Source organism: Aquimarina sp. MAR_2010_214, from assembly GCF_002846555.1.
GTDB lineage: Bacteria > Bacteroidota > Bacteroidia > Flavobacteriales > Flavobacteriaceae > Aquimarina.
The window spans coordinates 2,656,326-2,676,410 of record NZ_PJMS01000001.1 but is presented as its reverse complement, the minus strand read 5'-3'; the positions used below and the strand labels follow the sequence as shown (position 1 = coordinate 2,676,410).

The window sequence follows — 20,085 nt, the reverse complement described above, 5'->3', positions numbered from 1 at the left end:
AAGTTTAGTTTTGTGAAGTTTTTACAAAAGCTGCCGAATCTTCATAAAATCTATATTCTTTAATTTTTCCGTTTTCAATTATGCATAACTGGACCCAATCACTTATAAATAATTTACCAGTTGCTTTTACTTCGTGTGAAAATTTTCCATTTGCAAAAACGACATTTCCTTCAGAGATTACTCTTTCTACATTAAATTCTTTGGTCGTAAATAAATTAACGATGTTGGTAATAAACTGTTTTGCTTCTTCTTTGGTTCTATATGTACCATGAAGCTGCTCTTTTTTACGTTCCTGGTCACGTACACTTACGATCAGGCAGTTTTCATGAAACAAATCTAAGACTTTATCCATATTGCCATTTTGAAAGGCATTAAAATAATCATGTACTACTGTGCTACTGTTTTCTGTATTTTTCATGTTTTTATTTTTTTTTAAGAGTGATTATGTATTTATTGTATTAGTGTTTTAACGTTCTTGTCTAGTTTTGCGTTCTCTGATGGATCTAGAATTGATGAATTGCTTATATCAAACTTGTTATTAAAATCTCCTAAAGAATATATACCAGATATCTTTCCGCCCCATATTGGTAAGAGTTTTTCTAAAATCTGAAGATGTGATGCTCCTCCTGTTACTCCGGGAGAAGTACTCATTAACACTACTGGTTTATCTCCAAAAAATCGTTGATCGATTCTTGAAAGCCAATCTATTATGTTTTTGAAAAAAGATGAAGGAAGTCCGTTATGCTCTGGCGAAGCAATCATAAACCCTTCTGCTTCTGTAAAAAGCTGAAAAAGTTCTTTTATTGGTTTTGGAATACCCTTCTCTTCAATGATCGGACTATATATAGGAACTATATAATCTGATAATTGTATGAGTTTTACATCATTATGCTTATGGACTTTATTGACTGCAGCAATCAACAATTGTTGATTGATCGATTTGGGACTATTACTTCCCGAAAATGCAAGGATTTTTTTCATTTGTACCGTTTTTAAAATTATTTGGTACAAACTAACCACTATTTGACATTAAAAATCTTAAGGTATATTAAGAACCGATTACAGTGTAGTTTTTTTTCTTAATGTACTTAAGAATTCGGGAGTCATTCCTAAATATGAAGCGATCATATATTGTGGTACACGCTGTTCGATATCTCTATATTTTGAACGAAACTCAAAATATCGTTCTTCTGCTGTTTTACTTAAGGTGTTGAGCGTGCGATCTTGTAAGGCAACATATGCTTTTTCAAATTTAAGCCTAAAAAAACGTTCTATTGCTGGTACTTGGTCATATAATTGGTTTAATCCATCCCTATGAATTTGAAGTACTACACTATGTTCTAATGCCTGGATAAACTGTTTGGCCGGAGTTCTCGTAAGGTAACTATATAAATCATTAACCCACCAGCCTTCTATTCCGAATTGGATGATGTGTTCTCGGGCTTCTTCATCCATATAATAACTTCTGAGAGCTCCTTCTACTATAAATCTCATATGTAAAGAAACCTCTCCTGTATACAACAGAACTTCTTTCTTTTTTAAAGTTACCACATGAAAACATTCACTAATGCAGTGGACATCGTGATCTGTGAGAACAATACTTTCTCTAAAATGCTGTATTAATTTATCAATTGGATCCATGTCTTCTATTATAAGTTTACAACACCGATTTTTTCATATCAAAAGCGAGTCCGATATAACTATTGTTATTAAACTCGAATTCGTCTATTATTTTCCACCCTAATTTCTTAGTATGTGCTTTTTCAGAAATAATATTCACCTTATTTATAAAGGTCATGCTAATTGGATATTTCTTTACAAATTCAAGTCTCATTTCTTCAAAAATCAAATTTAATAATCCTTTCCCACGATAACCTCTATCAATACAAACCGGCCCGTATTGAAAACTATTTTCTGTTGAAATTGGGTGCCCTTCAAATGATAATTTTGGAAAACGAGATATCATAACATTAAAAATCTCCCATTGCTCAAAATATTTCCAATTTCCTGCAAAAGCATAAGCCACAATCCCATTATCATCATTTTCTGCTATAAAAATTCCGTTTTGTTTTATAATCTCTCTGATTTGATTAGTAGTGAATGGAGTGGTTACAAAACCTGTTTCCCGTTCTTTTTCGGTCAAATTACTAAATAGATTCTTTTCCTGAAGTGAAAGAATTCCTGTTATATCAGCTCTAGTACCAATACGTGTTCTCGCCATTTTTAAGCTATTTTACTAAATCATTTCTTAGGTATACTTACTCTGGCAAATATATCTCTTATCTAAATAACTAAGGCAATCCATCTTTATGTTTAAAACTTGAAGCTATAATGAAGCGTATGATATCAAATCAGAGTTTAAAAATCTATAGGTAATAATTTTAATTCCTCATTTTTACATAGTAGAAGGATATATTTTTTATCACCGATCATTATACGTTCTGCTGCTTTTATCTGTAGTCCTTGTAATGCAGGTAATTTTATAGAAAATTTTTGATTGTTTTCCTTATTTCCGTAAAGAAAATATCCTTTGTTGGCATCATAGCGTATGGTTTCTACTTCGGCTTCATATAGTGAACCTACTCCAAAAACATCCTCTACTCCATCATTATTAAAGTCTTCGACAATAAAGTCTGTGGTAGGTCCAAACTGAGCTTGTACAGGTAATGATGTTATACTAAAATCGCCTTTCCCATTATTGAGCATGATAACAGTATTAAAATTGGTAGCCGTATAATGAGTTGCTTCTCTCAAATCCTGATCTCCATAAATATCAGAAAGCGATGCATTTGCAAACTCCTTATAGGTTTTAAATTTATTGTTAAGCATAGGCAATTGCTCAGAAGAGCACTGTTTTCCTCTCACTGGTAGTAACATTCCTGTTTTGGATTCTTTGCTTAGAATGATATCTACTTTTCTATTTTGATCAAAATCTTTGGCATAAATATGTAGTGGTTTGTCTTTTGTAGGGTGAAACTTAGTATTCTGTCCCATGTTTCCTATCAAATAATCTGTATCCCCATCACTATCAATATCGGTAGATTGTATCGTAAAATACCAACCTGAGGTATTTTGTAATGCATCTATATCTTTCTTAACCAATACTCCTTTATCATTGTCAAAAATGGTAATGGGCATCCACTCTCCTATCACTAAAAGGTCTTCGTCTCCATCCTTATCATAGTCTGAAAAAATTGCACCATTCGCCATGTGTATTTGTTCTAATCCTTTACCCATTTGATGGGTTGCATTCACAAAATTTCCTTGATCATTTCTTAAAACATATGAAGGTGATGACATAGGATATTTACCTGGGACTACTCCTCCACCAATAAAAAGATCGAGATCTCCATCATTATCGATATCAGATGCAGCTATGGCAGAAGATATCGATTTGACCTTAGGAAATGTAGTATCCCTGGTAAAATTACCTTTCCCATCGTTTGTATAGACTCTATCTATAAGCCAATTACTATTTTCCTGATCCTCATAACTTCCGCTTGCGACATACAAATCCTGATCTCCATCATTATCTATATCAAAAAACAATGCCTGATTATCTTCAAATTCTTTATCATTCTGAAAAACTGAAGTGCTAGAAGCTCTAAATGTTCCATCTTCTTTTTGGATATAGATAGCTGCAGGTGCTCCTTTGGCATTTCCTACAAAGAAATCATCTTTTCCATCGTTATTTACATCATCAATAATAAGAGCTCTCCCTTTTTCACTTTGTTTTTGCGGTAATAATAACTGTAGTTTGTAATCATCAAAACTACGTTCTGTATTTTTATAATGAATCCCAAATTGAGAAGCATTAATCACAGCAGGTGTATTTATTTGTTGTTTTTTAGGTCTCTTTGTAGCTAGCTCCGCTTCTTTTTTATGAATTGTAAGCAATTGATTACTTTTTACACCTTTAAGGATAGCGTATCTCCCTTCCGGCCATTGTACCTGTATACTATCTATTGTGGTTACATCCCCCAACCCAAAATGTAATCGTTGACTTACAGAAGATTGAAACCCTCTCACTGGGTAATTTTCTTTTAACTGTTGCTGGTTTTTGGTATAGATACTAACTTTTGCACCAATACCTTTTGGGTTCTTATCATTACCAGAAAGTGTAATCGATATATAATTATTTTCTTGATTATTTTTATAGATACTGGCAGTTTCCATCTGATTATTGAGGATAAGATCAAGGTCTCCATCATTATCAAGATCAGCATAGGCAACTCCATTAGAATTCACTTTTTCTTGTAATCCCCATTCTTCGGTAACTGGTGAAAATGTTAGGTTTCCTTTATTAAGAAACATTTTGTTACTTAATTTAGTAGAAGGCATCATACCAATTGCTTCATCCAATGTTACTTTTTTTCGATTACGAATATTGGTTTTCATTTTGTTTCTAAAATCCTGATTAGAAAGGTCATGAAGAATACCATTAGTCACAAAAAGGTCGTTAAATCCATCATTGTCAAAATCTGCCAATACAGGAGCCCAGCTCCAATCTGTTTTTGAAATCCCAGATAACTGCCCTATTTCGCTATACACACCGTTCCCCAGGTTTAGTTGTAACGCATTAGACATGTATTGATGATGATACCCTGCTTCAACCAACTCGTTGAAATTTTCGGTACTCATCGATGCCATATTTTCTTTGCTTCGTTTGTGATCGTCTGATACCATATCTAAAACTACCAGATCGGGTTTTAGATCATTATTTATATCTACAAAATCAGACCCCATGCTATTTGCAGTGATATGATCAAAAGTGTTAAGGATGGTATTGGTAAATGTGCCATCGTGATTATTGATATATAGAAAATCAGATTCTAAAAAATCATTAGCTACATAAACATCGGGCCAATCGTCTTCATTAAAATCACCAATAGATGCACTAAGTCCCCAGGCTTTATTTAATAGTCCAGATTTTTGAGTAATATCGATAAACTTTCCTTTCTTATTTTCAAAAAGCTGGTCACTACTTTCGGGAAGGTAATTAAACTGAATTCTTGGGTCTATATTCACATTATTATTAAAATCTGGCCTATGATTTAATAGGTATACATCTAAATCCCCATCTTTATCAAAATCTAAATAGTAAGCCTGAGTTGAAAAAGCACTGGAAGCCAAACCATATTGATCTGCTTGTTCTATAAATTTTCCGTTTTTTTGGTTGATATATAATTTATTCTTTCTTTTATTCTCATCCCTTAGTGCACCCGACTTACATACATAAATATCTAACCATCCATCTGCGTTAATATCTATCATAGAAACACCAGTAGACCATCCTTGATCATCTGTAACTCCAGCATTTTTTGTAATATCATCAAAAACAAAACCTCCTTTATTAAGATAGAGTTTATTAGTTCCTTGATTAGAGCTAAAATATATATCTTCTAATCCATCATTATTAATATCTCCTACAGCAACTCCCCCTCCATTATAGATATATGAATAATTAAGAAAATTAAAATATAATGTTTCTTCAACCTTATTCTTAAAACTAATAGTACTATGAGTTTCTGAAACTTTTTCAAATAGTGTTGCAACCGGTTTCTTTTCTACAACGACATTATCTTCTTTCTGATGTTTTGAGCACCCAGAAAACAGCAAAATTAGCGCTATGAAGTAAAATATATTCCGCATAATATTTTTAAAAATTAGTCCTTCCTTTTTTGTGATTTTTGAAAATAAGGAACATTTTTTTTGATTATAAACTTATCCTCCAAACAGCATATTTTTAAAGACAAACAACCTGAATTATTTTATAAAATGACAGATTACACTATACATTTCTTATCATAAACAAATCTCTAAAGCATCATACTTGAAGATATTTTACAAATTATTGTATTTTGGTCTAAATATACCTTTTTGTAACGAAATGCTAAATACTTCTAGAATTCTAAAATTTACCTTTTTCACTTCATTACTATTTATTTTTGGATGCAAGGATACTCCATCAAAAAACGACCATGCATATACCAATAAACTGATTGATGAAACGAGTCCGTATTTATTACAGCATGCACATAACCCTGTTGATTGGAGACCTTGGAGTGATAGTACTCTTGAAGAAGCGGCAACAACTAATAAATTATTAGTTGTAAGTATCGGCTACTCTTCTTGTCATTGGTGCCATGTTATGGAAAAAGAAACATTTGCAGACGAAAATATCGCTCAGATAATGAATGAGCATTTTATAAATATCAAAGTTGATAGAGAAGAACGCCCTGACTTGGATCATGTGTACATGACTGCTGTTCAATTAATGCAAGGCAGTGGCGGATGGCCTCTTAATGTTATTATTCTTCCGAATGGAAAACCGGTATATGGAGGTACTTATCACACCAATGAACAGTGGAAAGAAGTGCTAGACAAAATCATTAACTTATATCAAACTGATCCTCAAAAACTAAGGGATTATGCCGATAAAATTGCGTCGGGTATACATGCGACCAATGTAATCGAACCCAAAAATGACAGTTCACTTTTGTCAAAAGACGCTCTTAATTTAAGTGTGAAAAAATGGCAAAAAAAATGGGATCTTGAATGGGGAGGAGATCTCGGGAATCAAAAATTCATCAAGGCTCATAGTTTGGAGTTCCTTATGGATTATGCAAAATTAACAGGTAATGATACGATCAAAAATCACGTTGAAAATACATTAGACAGAATTGCATCTGGCGGTATTTATGATCATATAGGAGGTGGTTTTTATAGATATAGTACAGATCCATATTGGAAAGTTCCTCATTTTGAAAAAATGCTCTACACCAACGCTCAATTGATCACCCTCTATTCTAAAGCCTACAAAATCTTCAAAAAAGCACGATATAAAACCATCGTAAAAGAGACCATTAATTTCTTAGAACATGAAATGAAAGGTCAGCATGGTGGATACTACTCGGCAATAGACGCCGATAGTGAAGGTAAAGAGGGAAGCTATTATCAATGGAAAGAAGAAGAGTTACAACATATTTTAAAAGATGATTATTCTCTTTTTTCTACATATTATGATTTAGGAGCTTCTGATGATTCAGAAAAAGAAGTTTCTTTCATTATAAAGCAGTCTACTAACGACAGTATATTTAGTGCTCAAAATAATATTTTACCAGAGAAGTTGTCTCTTCTAAAAACTAAATGGCAACAGTTACTTTTTAACGAAAGACAGAAAAGAATATCTCCTGCCATTGATGATAAAGTGATTACTTCTTGGAATGCCTTATTGATTAATGGGTTTATTGATGCATACAAAGCTTTCGGAAATAAAGAATATTTAACCAAAGCCATCACACTTTCTGACTTTATTAATAAAAACAATACCAGAAACGATTTTCTGGTTCATACTTTTAAAAAAGGTGATAAGCAGCAGGAAGGTTTTATAGAAGATTATGCTTTTCTTATTGATGCAACTATTAATTTATATAGTGTAACTCTGGAAACGAAATACCTGGATCGTGCAAATACTTTACATACCATTGCTAATACACACTTTGCAGATTCGGTTACTAAGATGTTTAAATATACCAAAGAAAGTAAATTGATCTCTACACTAATTAAAGTTGATGATGGGGTGATCCCATCACCAAATGCAGTTATGGGTCATAATTTGAAAAAACTAGGAATTCTAAATTATGATAACAAGCTCACAAAAAAATCAAAGCACATGTTATCTTCTATGACAGATTATTTAAAGGACAATGCGAAAGATTTTTCTAAGTGGAGTGCTTTGCAGCTTCATACTGTTTATCCTTTTTATGAGATTGTAATTGTTGGAAAAAAGGCAGATTCAATAGCTGATATTTTTAATTCTTATTATATCCCGAATGCTATCGTTGTGGCAAGTACTCAAGAAAGTACACTTCCTGTATTTAAAGACAAGTATATAGAAAATGAAACTTTTATTTATGTCTGCCAGGAAGGAGCTTGTAAACTACCTGTTCAAAGTGTAGAGCAAGCTCTCAAACAATTATAAAAACACCTCTTTAGTTTGAACGCATCATAAGGTCCGTCCCTTAATGGTTTCAAAATGTTATTTTTTGAGAACTTTTAAAACATCCTCCCCAAAACCCTACTCCTTCAGTAATATTACTATTTAACTGTGGTAGGTTTGCGTATGTAAGTACTTGTTTTTGTATTTCATAATCATACAAATATTTATAATAGTTTTTTTCCATAGACTTAACCCAAAGAAAATAATCATCAAATTCAGTATCTAAATCATTCTTTTTAACAGAAATACGTATTCTTTTTTTAGCTTTTTCTTTTACCTGCAAAAACACTTTATTAAACGGAGGGGTAAACTCATTAAATCGATAGTTATCTGTTTCCTCATCATTTGTATATATAGGAGTTCTTGAATACCCATCCGTAGGAAATGGATCATTAATAGATTTTATCTTTGATAGTATCGCAATTGTACAAGAAACAGATATCTCATTAGGGTTCTCTATATTTATTTCGATAAAAACTTCTGATACTTCTTTTGTAACTTTTGTAATTGTTACATCAATAGGTTTCGGTACTAAAGTACTTGATGTTATTACTTGTTTATCTAATTGAGCACTAATTTTATACCTTAAACCTGCTTTTATTTGATTTAATCCTATTGATTTCCATTTTTTTGTTTCTTTATCATAGTATAATTCATCTACTATTTTATCTTCGGTGTCTAGTATAACAACCTTACCTTCTTTAATTACCTTTATCGGGGAGCCAGTTGTTAAATTTCCGGCCTCTGCCAAGACAATCTGAGTAGGATCTGTTTGATTTAGCTCTCCAATTAATGCAATTTTGTTCTCTTTTTCAAATACTGGAAGCTCAATAGATTCTTCCTTACAAGAATTCATTAGGAATAGAAATATGGTAATCGGTATTAAAAGATGTGTTCTCATTTTTATTAGAATTTATAAGAAATACTTAGATAAGGAATTATTTTTGCCAATTTTATTTGTATCAACTCTATCTTATCATTGTTTTCACTTAATGTTGCATAGGATAATAATGGTGGGGCATTACTAAAAAGATTGTAAATACCGGCACCTAGATTTAGAACATGATTGTTTTTATACTTCTTTTTATAGGTAGCCCCAATATCAAAACTATAGTTATCTGATAATTGGTGTGAGTTAGGTGAAGGCGCCAGAAGGGTTAAAGACTCATTTGAGTTATTAACATCTATTGCAGTATCAAAATCTGTGTAGCTGTATATAGGAATGCCTATTCGTTTTCCTGTACTATAGTTAAATACTGAAGTGATAGATATATTTTTAATAAAGTTCATATTAACAGAAGTACTCGAAACATGTCTATAATCAAATGCAGAAGGAAATGGGTTACCTTGATTGATGTTATCAAACCTATTATCGGCCTTAGAAAGTGTATAAGAAGTCGTCAATTTTACTTTTTCTCCCAGATGCTTAGTGATTTCGAGCTCTACCCCTTTTCGGGTGCCTTTTCCATAAACTATTCGATCTTCCCAATTTAATGCCAGGTTATTATTAAATATATTCTGACCGGGACGATAAATTAGTACACCTTCTATTTCTTTGTAATATGCCTGTACGCTTAATTTATCCTTTTTGTTGAAATCATAGTTATACCCTATTTCAAAAGTTGTTGATCGCTTAGGAGGTATCTTTTTTGTACTTGGTGCTCGTAATTCATTAGGCAAAGAATAAGATCCAGAAGTAATTTCATGATTAAACTGCGAAACCGATGAAAATGAACCAAAAAAAGTATTTTTTGTGCCCGGAGTATAGTAAATCGATAATCGAGGTAAAAAATAATTATAAACTTTTGAAGATAAAAAATAGTTGGTCATATTAACACCAGTTTTTACTAGAAATTTGTTGTTTATTTTGATCCTATTTTCTATATAAACATCAAAATTCATAGACTTGTTTCTTTCTTGATTAGATGCTAAAACTTCACTTAATTTAAATCTAGAATATGATTGGTCAAATCGTAGAAATTTAAGGTTAACCCCAAAATTAGTTTTAATTTTTTCTGAAGCATAGTATTCTATTTCTGTATTTAAACTGAAATCCCTAATTTGATTACCTAATTTAGAATTGATATTGGATTCATCTTCACTAGAGCCATTCTCAAATAAATTACCCAAAAAATTATTTTCAAAATTACTATACGTTAAACTCGAATGCTGAAATACGCGAGCATTATAAACATGGTTCCATTTAAAAGAAACAAGTTGATTACCCCAATTTAATCTAAGATTATCAAAAAGTTCAGATTTTTTCACTTTCAAATTGTCTTTGCCTATATAAACACTAAGGTAAATCCTGTCTGAATTGCCAAATAAATAATTGGCTTTAAAATTATAATCGTAGAAATAATAGCCTAAACCTTCGGATCCTAAATTATTAATTAAATCCACAGAACTTCTTCTAAAATTGGAAACAAAAGAAGATTTATTCTTTTGAATAGGACCTTCTAAAGATCCTGAAAAAGTCAATGGGCTTAAACTTAGATTACCATGATATGCTTTCATATGTCCATCTTTGGTGCGGACATCGATCACAGAGGACAATCTTCCATTATATTGAGCAGGAAACTGCCCCTTATAAAAATCGACATGCTTAATTGCATGAGTATTAAATATAGAAACTATACCACTTAAATGATTATAATTATATACAGGTATGCCATCGAGTAAAACCAGATTTTCATCAGAATTACCACCTCTAACATTCAGTAATGTTGAACTACCTACACCTCCTGATACCCCTGCAGCCAATTTTAATACCTTAAGTGGATCACTCTCTCCTAATAAAACAGGAACATTATCTATCTCTTCTTTGGTAATACGTTTATTGCTTTTATTATGTAACTTTTTTGTATCGTAATCAGAAATGAGTGTAACGGGATCTAATTGATAGTCTGCGTTCAAATAGAAATTATGTTTTAGATCACCACTTGTTAAATCTGCTTTTATTTTTTGTTTTTTAAAGCCAACAAAGCTAGTCTCTAGCTCATAATTATCATTAGGAAGACTTAAACTATAAAAACCAAAAAAATTGGTAACCACCCCTTTACCAGTACCTGGTATATATATAGTTGCTCCTATCAGTACTTCATTTGAATCTGCATCTTTTACAAAACCACTAATTGTATTTTTATTAGAAGAATGGATGGGCTGAGATGTTAGTAGTATTTTTCCTTTTCTTTCAACTATCCTAAGGTCACTATCTGCTATAATTAAACCTAAAAGTTCTTTTACTGTATACTTATTTTTGTTTAACAATACTTCTCTATCTAAATCAGTATCATTTGAGCTATACGCTAATTTTATATTCGCCTTTTTTATTAATTGAAGTATTTCTAAAGCATTAGTCTCTTGGTTGCTTACATAAATTTCCCTTAATAAAATATCTGGGTCACTCTGAGCATAACTACCTATGAAACATAATAAAAGGATTACAATAATCCAATTTCGTTTTTTTATCACTTACAAGTTATTTCCTTTAGCTTAATGACATTATTTTCTTCATGATGAATCTCAAAACCAAAAAGCAGTTGTAATTCTTTAAGACATTCATTTAATGTTTGATTCTCAAATACAACAGAAGCAAAGCACTGAGATACATTACCTTCAACAACAACAGAAGCATCATAAAATTCTGCCAATCGTATTATAATTTTGTTAAGAGGCTCATTTTCAAACACAAAGATACCTGTTTTCCAGGCTATAAAATTTTTATCCTTATTATTTTCCTTACCTAATTGCGAATTCTTATAAATTCCTTTCTCCCCAGGGGTGAGTATTATTTTTTGGGTTCCATCGGTTTTGGTGTCGACTGAAACTTTTCCGGTTTCAACAACGACTTCGGTATAATTATCATCTTTAGATCTTACATTGAATGAGGTGCCCAAAACCGTTACTAATACATTATTAGCAGATACCTCAAATGGTTTATTAGCATCCGGAGTAACTTCAAAAAAAGCTTCTCCTGTAAGAGATAATACTCTTTTAGAGTCATCAAACTTTTTAGGATAGCTTAATTCTGAGTTTTTATTTAACGTGACCTTTGATCCATCGGGCAGCACTATTGTTTTTACCGATTGAGACGTCTGCATTGTTATATTAGGATCTAAAAACCATAACATAGAAATTGATAACCCGATCAACACTGCAAAGGAAGCCGCTATTCTCCAGTTTTTTATACTAAACGTATTCAGTTTTCTTACCTTAGGTTGGCTTTCTTTATTTAATTTCTCGTCTAGCACTGTCCAAGCCTCTGTAACATCAAATAAGTTTTTATGGTCTGTTATCTTAGTATTTTTCCATATGGATTCCAGTTTTAAGAATTCTTCTGGATTTTCTTTTTTCCATTGGGTCAATACTGATTCTTCATCTACCGTAAGTTGGTCTGAAAAATGCTTTGCAAGTATTTTATTTATATCTCCCATCAATAATTAACACGTTTTATATTAAAAAACCCCTATTCTCTTTCAACATAGATTTAACAATAAGAATTAATATTGTTGGTATATCATGCCTTTTAATATATTCTCGCATTATCCGTATCGCCTTACCCATCTGATTTTCTACAGTTTTTACAGATATCTCTAGTTTGTCTGCTATTTGTTGATAGGTCATAGCATCTAGTCTACTCATCATAAATATAACTCTACATTTTGGGGGTAACTCATCTAAGGCTTTTTGAATAAACTCTTGTGTCGTTGGTTCATTCTGTTTTTTTTCTATAGTATCAGTTTCTTCATCCGCTACTTTGTTTGCTACAGCATCATCACTTAGAGAGAGTGTATACTTATGCTTTCTAAGCACATCGATACAATTGTTCTTTACTGCTGTGAAAAGATAATAATGAGCATTGGACTCCTGTACTAAATCTTTTTTCTTTTCCCATACCTTAATAAATACTTCTTGAACTATATCCTTACTCCTTTCGGTGTCTTTAAGATAATTATAGGCCAATGAGCATAATTCAGCGTAATGCTTTTCAAATAATTTCCTAAAGCTATCATATAATATTCTCTCTTTCATTCTGCACAATTAACAAAATAAAATACAAAAGAAAGAAAAAAGAAAAATAAAAATAGGGGTATTCAAAATTATTTCGTGTTAGTACTGAATACGCATAAAAACTAAACCTAATTATAATGAAAAAAGTAAAAATTAATTCAATCTTATTTCTAAGCATTTTTATAAGTGTTATAGGATTTAATGAACTAAAAGCTCAAGATTCTTCTTTAGGGAAAAATGAGCTTAGATTATCTATCAGTGACGCAATACCATTGAAATTAGTTCATGATTTTTCTGGGATCCTAATTTCTTCTTTGGATAACAAAGGGTATGATTCTAAAATCTCAACATTTGGTATGCTTCATCTTAATTATCAAAGATATTTAAGCGACAGGATTAAAATAGGTGGAGGAATATCATATGTAAAATTTGAAGATAGTGATAATAAAAACAAGTTGAATGCTGGTCATCTTCATTATTTGGCAGTCATGCCACAGTTTGAATATGTCTTCGTAAAAAATGACTTTTTAGAATTGTATAGTAATGCTTCTGCCGGTATTACGAGCTTACATTATAAAATTAATAAAAACACAAATTCAGAATATGGATTTGCTTTTCAGGTCAATCCTGTTGGACTTAGAATAGGGAAAAAAATAGGAGGTTTTGTTGAAGCAGGCTATGGCTACAATGGTTTTGTGAATATAGGGATCGACTTCCGTTTTTAACAATTAAATATTAACAATTAAATCTAAAAAAATGAAATTAATTAAAAAAATCTTTATCTGTACAGCTATAGCAGGAAGTGCTATTTTCACAGGGTGTGAAAAAAAGAATTCTGACGAGGTATCACCAGAAACTTCGATCTTTCAAGACTATCTTGTTAGGTACAATATCACAAAGAAAGAAACTGTAGCCAAGGCTACTTTTAGAAGAATTGATAAAAAAGGAGTAAGACTTGAACTTAAAGGTAAATCAAGTGTAAAATTTAATGGAACAAAATATGATCGTTTTAATACCGCAGATAATTACTTTTACCGTTGGGGTAATAAAAAAGGATTATTAGATGTAAAAATCACATATGCCAAAGATGAAAAAAAGGTGTTCAATAATACTTTTAAACTAACAGATGCTCCCAAAATCGATTTTAAATCTGGGCACGAGAACCTTGACCTTAAGAAAGATAATCTAATTACTTGGAAAGGAGAACCTCTAAAACCTGGTGAAATGATATCAGCTCTTGTTTATCAAGGAGACGAATCTAGTGGAACTAACAACGCTTTTGAAGTTGGAGCAACATCACTAGTGATTAGCAAAGATGCTTTAAAGGGTTTAAAAGCAGGAAAAGCTTCAATACATTTAAGAAGAGAACTTGTTAAAAACAACCTTAAAGAAGAAGACGGTAAAGCAGGAGGTAAAGTTACTTTTGAAACTATAGTTTTTAAAGAAACTGTTATAAAATAATCTTCATAACAAAAGTGAAATAATCTTAAAAAAACAGGGATATGACATCTCTGTTTTTTTAAGTTAGATAGGTTTATTCTCATCAAAAGAAGTGAAATTACACACCATATAGATTGATTAAGAATAGATCTAAAAAAACTTCAAAAATCAAGTTTAAGAAATTGGTAGACACATCGGACTCAAAATCTAATATTATAAAATTTCTTTCACCTCTACTTTCTGATAATCTATTTTAATATATAAGGTTTCTTACCTGAACTAAAAATATAACAGCTATACTATAACTAGCCACTTAATCTAAAAGAATCGTAACTAAATATAGAATACCATTCTATTATTGTATTTTTGAATTTCAAAAATTATTAGTGTTGGATTTCAGCAAAGAATTACTCTTTTTTTTTAGTCTACTAGGTGTCTTTAATGGCTTAATTGTGGCTGCCTATTTCTTTTTTTTTATTAATGAAAATAAGTTTTCAAATAAATTTTTAGGAGCACTTCTATTAGTTTTATGTATTAGAATAGGCAAGAGTGTTTTGTTATTTTTTGACAAGAATATACTTATAACAATTGTCTTAATAGGTGTTATGGCATGTAGCCTTATCGGTCCTCTACTTTTTTTATATATTAAAACTAATACAGGAAAAATTAAAAAACTACAATGGAAACATACTTTACATTTAATACCTGCTATTGTACTCTCTCTCTATTTTTTAAGTAGTCGAGAAGATTACCAAAATAATAGAATTCTAATATCGAAATTGATTAACATTATTAATTTTCAATGGTTTTGTTATTTGGTAATTAGTGGTTTTCTTCTAAAAAATACTTTTGATAATTTTCGAAATAGAGTACACAAGAATTCTAAAAATGAAGTATGGAGTGTAAGTATTTATGTCGGAATTTTTCTGATATGGTTTTCGTATGTATCCTTCAAATTCACTTCATATATTGCAGGAGCAGTTGTCTTCTCATTTATATTTTATATTCTTATGCTCATTCTATATAATTTAAAAAAAGAAAGAAGGCAAAAAAAACACCCCACATCCGATACTAAGCAGGTTAATGAAATTATTCAAAAATTAAAATATTTTTTAGAAGAAGAAAAAGTTTTTAAAAATAATAATCTAAAAATGCCAGAATTGGCCAAACTTCTCAATATTACACCTCATCAATTTTCAGAAATTTTAAATTTATCACTCAATAAAAACTTTTCAAATTACATAAATGAGTATAGGATTAATGAAGCTAAGCATTTTTTACTTCACGATACTAATTATACTGTAGAACATATTGGAGAGTTAAGCGGATTTAAATCAACATCAGCTTTTTATACTGCTTTTAAAAAACATACGGGAGTTACTCCATCTGCTTTCAAGAGCCAATCATAATTTGATTATTTTCTCCTAGTTTATAAATCAGAAGCCTTTTTAAACTTTCCTTAACAACACATTTCAACCTCTAGATTTAATATTGCCTAAAAAACAAAAGAAAAATACAGCTTCTTTTTTTTAGTAATCAATCTAAGCATTTTAAAATATGAATTTTAGAATAACAACAAGTATTATATTATTAATAAGCCTATTGTCATGTAAAGGCATACAACAAACAGAAACAATAAACGATGGCGAAAGTCTAATCAAAGCTATATATAATAGACATCACAAAACTGCCAGTAAGTATATAACATTTGATCAAAAAACGATTTTCTATGATACATTAGGTAAAGTTACAAAAGATATATATTGGCATGAAGCGATTTCTAGGCCAGGAAAATTACATTTTAGGTTTGGAGATTTTTCAACTGGAAATGGTTTTATGTATGATGAAGGACATTTGTATTTTATCAAAGAAAATAAAATCACAAAAGAAAAAGTAGATAAATATAATATATGGACTGTTATATGTCATGATGCTTATGTTCAATCTCCAGAAAAAACTATAGATATTGTGAAAAATGAGCTGAAGATTAATCTAAATTTATTTTATGAAATGACATGGAAAAATCGTCCTGTATATGTCGTTGGAGCGAAAAAAGGAGATTACAAGTCGGATCAATTTTGGATAGATAAAGAACATTTATATATGGTTAGAGATATTTCTTTAAGAGATAACGGAAAATATGGAGATGTTCGTTATGTTGACTACAAAAAAATTGGAGACGAATGGATAGAAGGCGGCTTAATTGTTTTTTATGATAAAAAGTTATATTTAGAGGAATTCTACGAAAACACAAAAACACATACCTCTTTAGACAAAGAACTATTTGATCCTAAAAATTTCAGTAAAACAACAGAATTTTTTAAATAGACTTTTTATAATCAATTCACCAATAATCAAAAAACTCTGGTCATATCAATCTTTAAAAAAAGTAATATTTTCATATTACTTTTTTTAAAGAAATAATCAACAGAAATAACCATAAAATTTATGTTTTTTGATGTAATCTTAATAGCAGGGATTGTTACTATCATTTTTATTATGTTGTTTTTATTTCGAAAGAAAAAAGAACAATCTTCAATATTTTTACTAACCATTTTCTTTGTTGTTTTTGTTTCTCTTGTCAATTTTTATGCAAATGTGCATAACGTAAAGTATCTAATACGTATAACGGGTTTTATTATTGAAGGTGCTGGATATCTCTTAGCTCCTCTATTCTATTTTTATACACTATCCCTGTTTAAAACGATTAAGCTAAGTAGAATAAATACAATAGCACATTTCTTTCCTTTCTTACTTAATATCATATGTATAACAATACCTTTAATGGTCAGTAATTTTTATGATGGAAATACTTCTGAGTACTTAAAATTTATTAAATCTATTTGGGAAGAACTGTTTGTATTAGAGAGTTTTTATTTCTTAATCTATATCCTTAAAGCTTTCCAAAAACTTCAGAAGCATCAAAAAATAGTAAAATCCTATTATTCTAATCTTGATATGAAAAATTTTTCATGGGCAAAACAGATGTTAATTTGTTTAATAGCATATCAGGTAATCAATATTGGACTATCAACTTATATACTAACAATTGGTCCTTTAGGTTTTGATGAAGATTATATTCTTGCGATTAATAGTTCACTGATCATTTTTTATTTAGGATATCATGGATTATTTCAATCAAGTATTTTTATTCCTTCTTACTTAATAGATAATAAAGAATTGACACTTGATACCAATTCTAAATTGACCGAAAAACCTAAAAAGGAAATATTTACCCAATCTGAAATTATAGAAATCAAAAACCGATTGAAAGATGTCTTGGAGTATCAAAAGCTTTACCTTAATGATTCATTAACTCTTGCTGATTTAGCATCAAAAATTTCTATTACCGATAAAAAATTATCAATATTCATTAATCAACATCTTCAAACAAGTTTCTATGAACTCATAAATTATCATCGTATAGAAGCATTTAAAAAACGAATTACATCTAATTCAGATAAAAATTTCACCCTATGGGGTGTGGCGAGTGAGTGTGGTTTTAAATCCAAAACAAGTTTTCATAGAATTTTCAAAAAACAAATAGGATTAACTCCTTTACAGTATCAAAAAAATCAATCTCATATAAAAGAATAAGTACCAATCCTTCCAGTAGTACTTTTTGGTTCTTAAAATATAGAATACCCTGTACTATCAATATGTAGTTTTGTTGCACCTATTAATCTATATAACAAAAACATAACAATTATTAATCAAAAACAAATAGTTATTATTTCATGAAATTTAAAACTATAATGCTTTGGGTATGTTGTATTATTATAAGCCATATAGAGGCGCAAGAAAACAACAATTCTTTCACAAAAAACACATTAAGTCTAACTACAGGATTAAATTCTGGTTATCTAAATGATGCTAATTACTCTCCTTTAAATTACACTCATAAAGGTATATTTTATGGTTTAACATATACCAGAACATCAAATGCATATGAAAATATATTCGGTGTTTTGGTTGATTATTACAATACAACTATTAAAACCGATGCATCTACTAAATTTGATTCGGATTTTACTATTGGAAACATAAATATATCATACCTCCAAAAAGCAAAAGAATACAATATGCTAAAGCTTTATTTAGGAGGTGAATTGCAAGCTAATTTTAATTACACTAATTATAATAATAAAGATTCCTATTCTTTTATAGCAGCCCATAGTATAAATTTGGCATCAGCCATCTTATTTTCAATCAATGAAAAGCAAACACTCTACACTTCAATCAGTATACCTATTGCAACACTGCTAGTACAACCCCCTTATAATAGCTTTGATGAAAAATTACAAGAAAATGAAAATCGTATTCTAAAATTACTGACCGATGGAAATCTTGTAACTATCAATAAGTATTATGCCATAAATTGGAATGCAAAATACCAATACCTGATATCAAAAGAATTTAGCTTGTTTTTGAGATATCAATTATTTTATCAAAAAGCATCCAAAACCCACATATTAAGACAGCTTCAAAATCAATTAGCAATAGGCATTAATTATAATTTCTAATCATGAAAAGTACAGTTTATATTTTTATACTACTCCTTATAACAAGTATCTTATTTTCTTGTGAAAAAATTGCTATCGGTAAGGATGAAATCAATAGTCCTGAAAATAATTTTGAATTACTTTGGAATGATTTCGATAAACGCTATGCCTTATTTAATGTAAAGCAAATTGATTGGAATATTTTATATGATACCTATAGATCACAGGTATCATCAGAAACGACAAATGATGAATTATGGATAACATTTACCAATTTGCTAGACCATTTAGATGATGGACATGTTATTCTCAAAGATCCCGTGAAGGATCGATATTATGAATCTAGCGGTTCTAAAATAGATCTAGCCAAAGAAGAGTTTAGTTTAGAACTAATCCAAACAAAGTATCAAGAATATAATTCTAAAACTTCTGAAATAGGATTGACGTTTGGAAAAATCTTAAATAAAGATATTGGTTATATACACCTTTCTGATGTTGAAGGAGACAACCCTTCCACAATAGATCAAGTCGTTGCAGATTTAAAAAAACATCAGGCTATTATTGTAGATATAAGAAATAATAATGGTGGTGATGATGATTATGCTCACCGTATTGCAGGTGCTTTTGCTGATGGGGAGCATTTTATTTATACTGTACAGACAAGAAATGGTATAGAGCATAATGATTTTGATCCAAAAAAGAAATGGTTTACTAGACCAGAAGGAAATGAGCAGTATGTAAAACCTGTAATCCTCCTCACAAATAGATATGTTGTTAGTGGAGCAGAAATTTTTACACTAAACATGAAAGCTTTTGATCATGTAACTCATATTGGAGACATAACAGCCGGGGATCATTCTGATCAAAGTTTAGTGCGATTTCTACCTAATGGATGGACATATGCATATTCTACACAACTATATTTAATGCCTAATGGAAAGAGTTTAGAAGGTATTGGAATTGCTCCAGACATCCATATTAAAAACACAAAAGAAGATATTAGTGCGAGAAACGATTTGGTATTAGAAAAAGCTATAAAACACCTTTTTGACACATATGGGATAGAATAATAAATAGACTTCTAAACCAAAATAACTATATCTAACAGATTAAAAATTAGAAAACAAT

Annotated in this window: 17 protein-coding genes; 8 read left to right on the top strand and 9 right to left on the bottom strand. The window is 30.4% G+C overall.

Features of this window, described 5'->3' with window-relative positions:
* Positions 1–4: 4 nt before the first annotated feature.
* The 5 genes from ATE84_RS11325 to ATE84_RS11305 all read right to left on the bottom strand — a co-directional run bounded on the left by ATE84_RS11325 (position 5) and on the right by ATE84_RS11305 (position 5,652).
* A complete protein-coding gene (locus ATE84_RS11325; protein WP_101448058.1) occupies positions 5–418 on the bottom strand; it encodes a nuclear transport factor 2 family protein in 414 nt (137 codons plus the stop codon).
* 32 nt (positions 419–450) lie between these two features.
* Positions 451–981 (bottom strand): NADPH-dependent FMN reductase, encoded by a 531-nt coding sequence (locus tag ATE84_RS11320; RefSeq protein WP_101448057.1) that lies wholly within the window; start codon positions 979–981, stop codon positions 451–453.
* Positions 982–1,059: 78 nt separating this feature from the next.
* Positions 1,060–1,641, bottom strand: a complete 582-nt coding sequence (locus ATE84_RS11315) for a Crp/Fnr family transcriptional regulator (RefSeq protein WP_101448056.1) — start codon at positions 1,639–1,641, stop codon at positions 1,060–1,062.
* A 16-nt stretch (positions 1,642–1,657) separates the two neighbouring features.
* Positions 1,658–2,221, bottom strand: coding sequence for a GNAT family acetyltransferase (locus ATE84_RS11310; RefSeq protein ID WP_101448055.1), 564 nt, complete (start codon positions 2,219–2,221; stop codon positions 1,658–1,660).
* 137 nt (positions 2,222–2,358) lie between these two features.
* Complete coding sequence (locus tag ATE84_RS11305; protein WP_101448054.1) at positions 2,359–5,652, bottom strand: VCBS repeat-containing protein; 3,294 nt, start codon at positions 5,650–5,652, stop codon at positions 2,359–2,361.
* Between the two features lie 181 nt (positions 5,653–5,833).
* On the opposite strand from ATE84_RS11305, the gene ATE84_RS11300 reads away from it, so the two are divergent.
* Positions 5,834–7,984 carry a thioredoxin domain-containing protein gene (locus ATE84_RS11300; RefSeq protein ID WP_143273612.1) on the top strand — a complete coding sequence of 717 codons (2,151 nt, stop codon included), beginning with the start codon at positions 5,834–5,836 and terminating at the stop codon, positions 7,982–7,984.
* Positions 7,985–8,033: 49 nt separating this feature from the next.
* On the opposite strand, the gene ATE84_RS11295 is transcribed toward ATE84_RS11300, so the two are convergent.
* The 4 genes from ATE84_RS11295 to ATE84_RS11280 are packed head-to-tail and all read right to left on the bottom strand — an operon-like array spanning position 8,034 to position 13,036.
* Positions 8,034–8,903, bottom strand: coding sequence for a DUF4249 family protein (locus tag ATE84_RS11295; RefSeq protein ID WP_101448052.1), 870 nt, complete (start codon positions 8,901–8,903; stop codon positions 8,034–8,036).
* A gap of 5 nt (positions 8,904–8,908) precedes the next feature.
* The gene (locus ATE84_RS11290; RefSeq protein ID WP_101448051.1) at positions 8,909–11,476 is read right to left on the bottom strand and encodes a TonB-dependent receptor; all 2,568 of its coding nucleotides are present in this window, start codon (positions 11,474–11,476) and stop codon (positions 8,909–8,911) included.
* Complete coding sequence (locus tag ATE84_RS11285) at positions 11,473–12,438, bottom strand: FecR family protein (RefSeq protein ID WP_101448050.1); 966 nt, start codon at positions 12,436–12,438, stop codon at positions 11,473–11,475. The genes ATE84_RS11290 and ATE84_RS11285 overlap by 4 nt, the downstream gene beginning before the upstream one ends.
* A gap of 16 nt (positions 12,439–12,454) precedes the next feature.
* Entirely contained in the window at positions 12,455–13,036 is a 582-nt protein-coding gene (locus ATE84_RS11280) for an RNA polymerase sigma-70 factor (RefSeq protein ID WP_101448049.1), read from the bottom strand.
* 116 nt (positions 13,037–13,152) lie between these two features.
* Here ATE84_RS11280 and ATE84_RS11275 point away from each other — a divergent pair, with 116 nt between their 5' ends.
* The 7 genes from ATE84_RS11275 (at position 13,153) to ATE84_RS11245 (ending at position 20,027) form a co-directional block, all read left to right on the top strand.
* Positions 13,153–13,740: a hypothetical protein gene (locus ATE84_RS11275; RefSeq protein ID WP_101448048.1), complete on the top strand. Its 588-nt coding sequence runs from the start codon at positions 13,153–13,155 to the stop codon at positions 13,738–13,740.
* Between the two features lie 31 nt (positions 13,741–13,771).
* Positions 13,772–14,476, top strand: a complete 705-nt coding sequence (locus ATE84_RS11270; RefSeq protein WP_101448047.1) for a hypothetical protein — start codon at positions 13,772–13,774, stop codon at positions 14,474–14,476.
* Positions 14,477–14,844: 368 nt separating this feature from the next.
* Positions 14,845–15,864, top strand: coding sequence for an AraC family transcriptional regulator (locus ATE84_RS11265; protein ID WP_101448046.1), 1,020 nt, complete (start codon positions 14,845–14,847; stop codon positions 15,862–15,864).
* A 148-nt stretch (positions 15,865–16,012) separates the two neighbouring features.
* A complete protein-coding gene (locus ATE84_RS11260; protein WP_101448045.1) occupies positions 16,013–16,783 on the top strand; it encodes a hypothetical protein in 771 nt (256 codons plus the stop codon).
* Between the two features lie 120 nt (positions 16,784–16,903).
* Positions 16,904–18,052, top strand: a complete 1,149-nt coding sequence (locus ATE84_RS11255) for a helix-turn-helix domain-containing protein (RefSeq protein ID WP_101448044.1) — start codon at positions 16,904–16,906, stop codon at positions 18,050–18,052.
* A gap of 140 nt (positions 18,053–18,192) precedes the next feature.
* Entirely contained in the window at positions 18,193–18,978 is a 786-nt protein-coding gene (locus tag ATE84_RS11250) for a hypothetical protein (protein WP_101448043.1), read from the top strand.
* A 2-nt stretch (positions 18,979–18,980) separates the two neighbouring features.
* Positions 18,981–20,027, top strand: a complete 1,047-nt coding sequence (locus ATE84_RS11245) for a S41 family peptidase (RefSeq protein WP_101448042.1) — start codon at positions 18,981–18,983, stop codon at positions 20,025–20,027.
* The last annotated feature ends 58 nt before the right edge of the window (positions 20,028–20,085 follow it).

Bases quoted from the DNA above. Each gene is read 5' to 3' on its own strand.
- ATE84_RS11325 (WP_101448058.1), bottom strand. From the start codon at position 418: ATGAAAAATACAGAAAACAGTAGCACAGTAGTACATGATTATTTTAAT.
- ATE84_RS11320 (WP_101448057.1), bottom strand. From the start codon at position 981: ATGAAAAAAATCCTTGCATTTTCGGGAAGTAATAGTCCCAAATCGATC.
- ATE84_RS11315 (WP_101448056.1), bottom strand. From the start codon at position 1,641: ATGGATCCAATTGATAAATTAATACAGCATTTTAGAGAAAGTATTGTT.
- ATE84_RS11310 (WP_101448055.1), bottom strand. From the start codon at position 2,221: ATGGCGAGAACACGTATTGGTACTAGAGCTGATATAACAGGAATTCTT.
- ATE84_RS11305 (WP_101448054.1), bottom strand. From the start codon at position 5,652: ATGCGGAATATATTTTACTTCATAGCGCTAATTTTGCTGTTTTCTGGG.
- ATE84_RS11295 (WP_101448052.1), bottom strand. From the start codon at position 8,903: ATGAGAACACATCTTTTAATACCGATTACCATATTTCTATTCCTAATG.
- ATE84_RS11285 (WP_101448050.1), bottom strand. From the start codon at position 12,438: ATGGGAGATATAAATAAAATACTTGCAAAGCATTTTTCAGACCAACTT.
- ATE84_RS11280 (WP_101448049.1), bottom strand. From the start codon at position 13,036: ATGAAAGAGAGAATATTATATGATAGCTTTAGGAAATTATTTGAAAAG.
- ATE84_RS11275 (WP_101448048.1), top strand. From the start codon at position 13,153: ATGAAAAAAGTAAAAATTAATTCAATCTTATTTCTAAGCATTTTTATA.
- ATE84_RS11270 (WP_101448047.1), top strand. From the start codon at position 13,772: ATGAAATTAATTAAAAAAATCTTTATCTGTACAGCTATAGCAGGAAGT.
- ATE84_RS11260 (WP_101448045.1), top strand. From the start codon at position 16,013: ATGAATTTTAGAATAACAACAAGTATTATATTATTAATAAGCCTATTG.
- ATE84_RS11255 (WP_101448044.1), top strand. From the start codon at position 16,904: ATGTTTTTTGATGTAATCTTAATAGCAGGGATTGTTACTATCATTTTT.
- ATE84_RS11250 (WP_101448043.1), top strand. From the start codon at position 18,193: ATGAAATTTAAAACTATAATGCTTTGGGTATGTTGTATTATTATAAGC.
- ATE84_RS11245 (WP_101448042.1), top strand. From the start codon at position 18,981: ATGAAAAGTACAGTTTATATTTTTATACTACTCCTTATAACAAGTATC.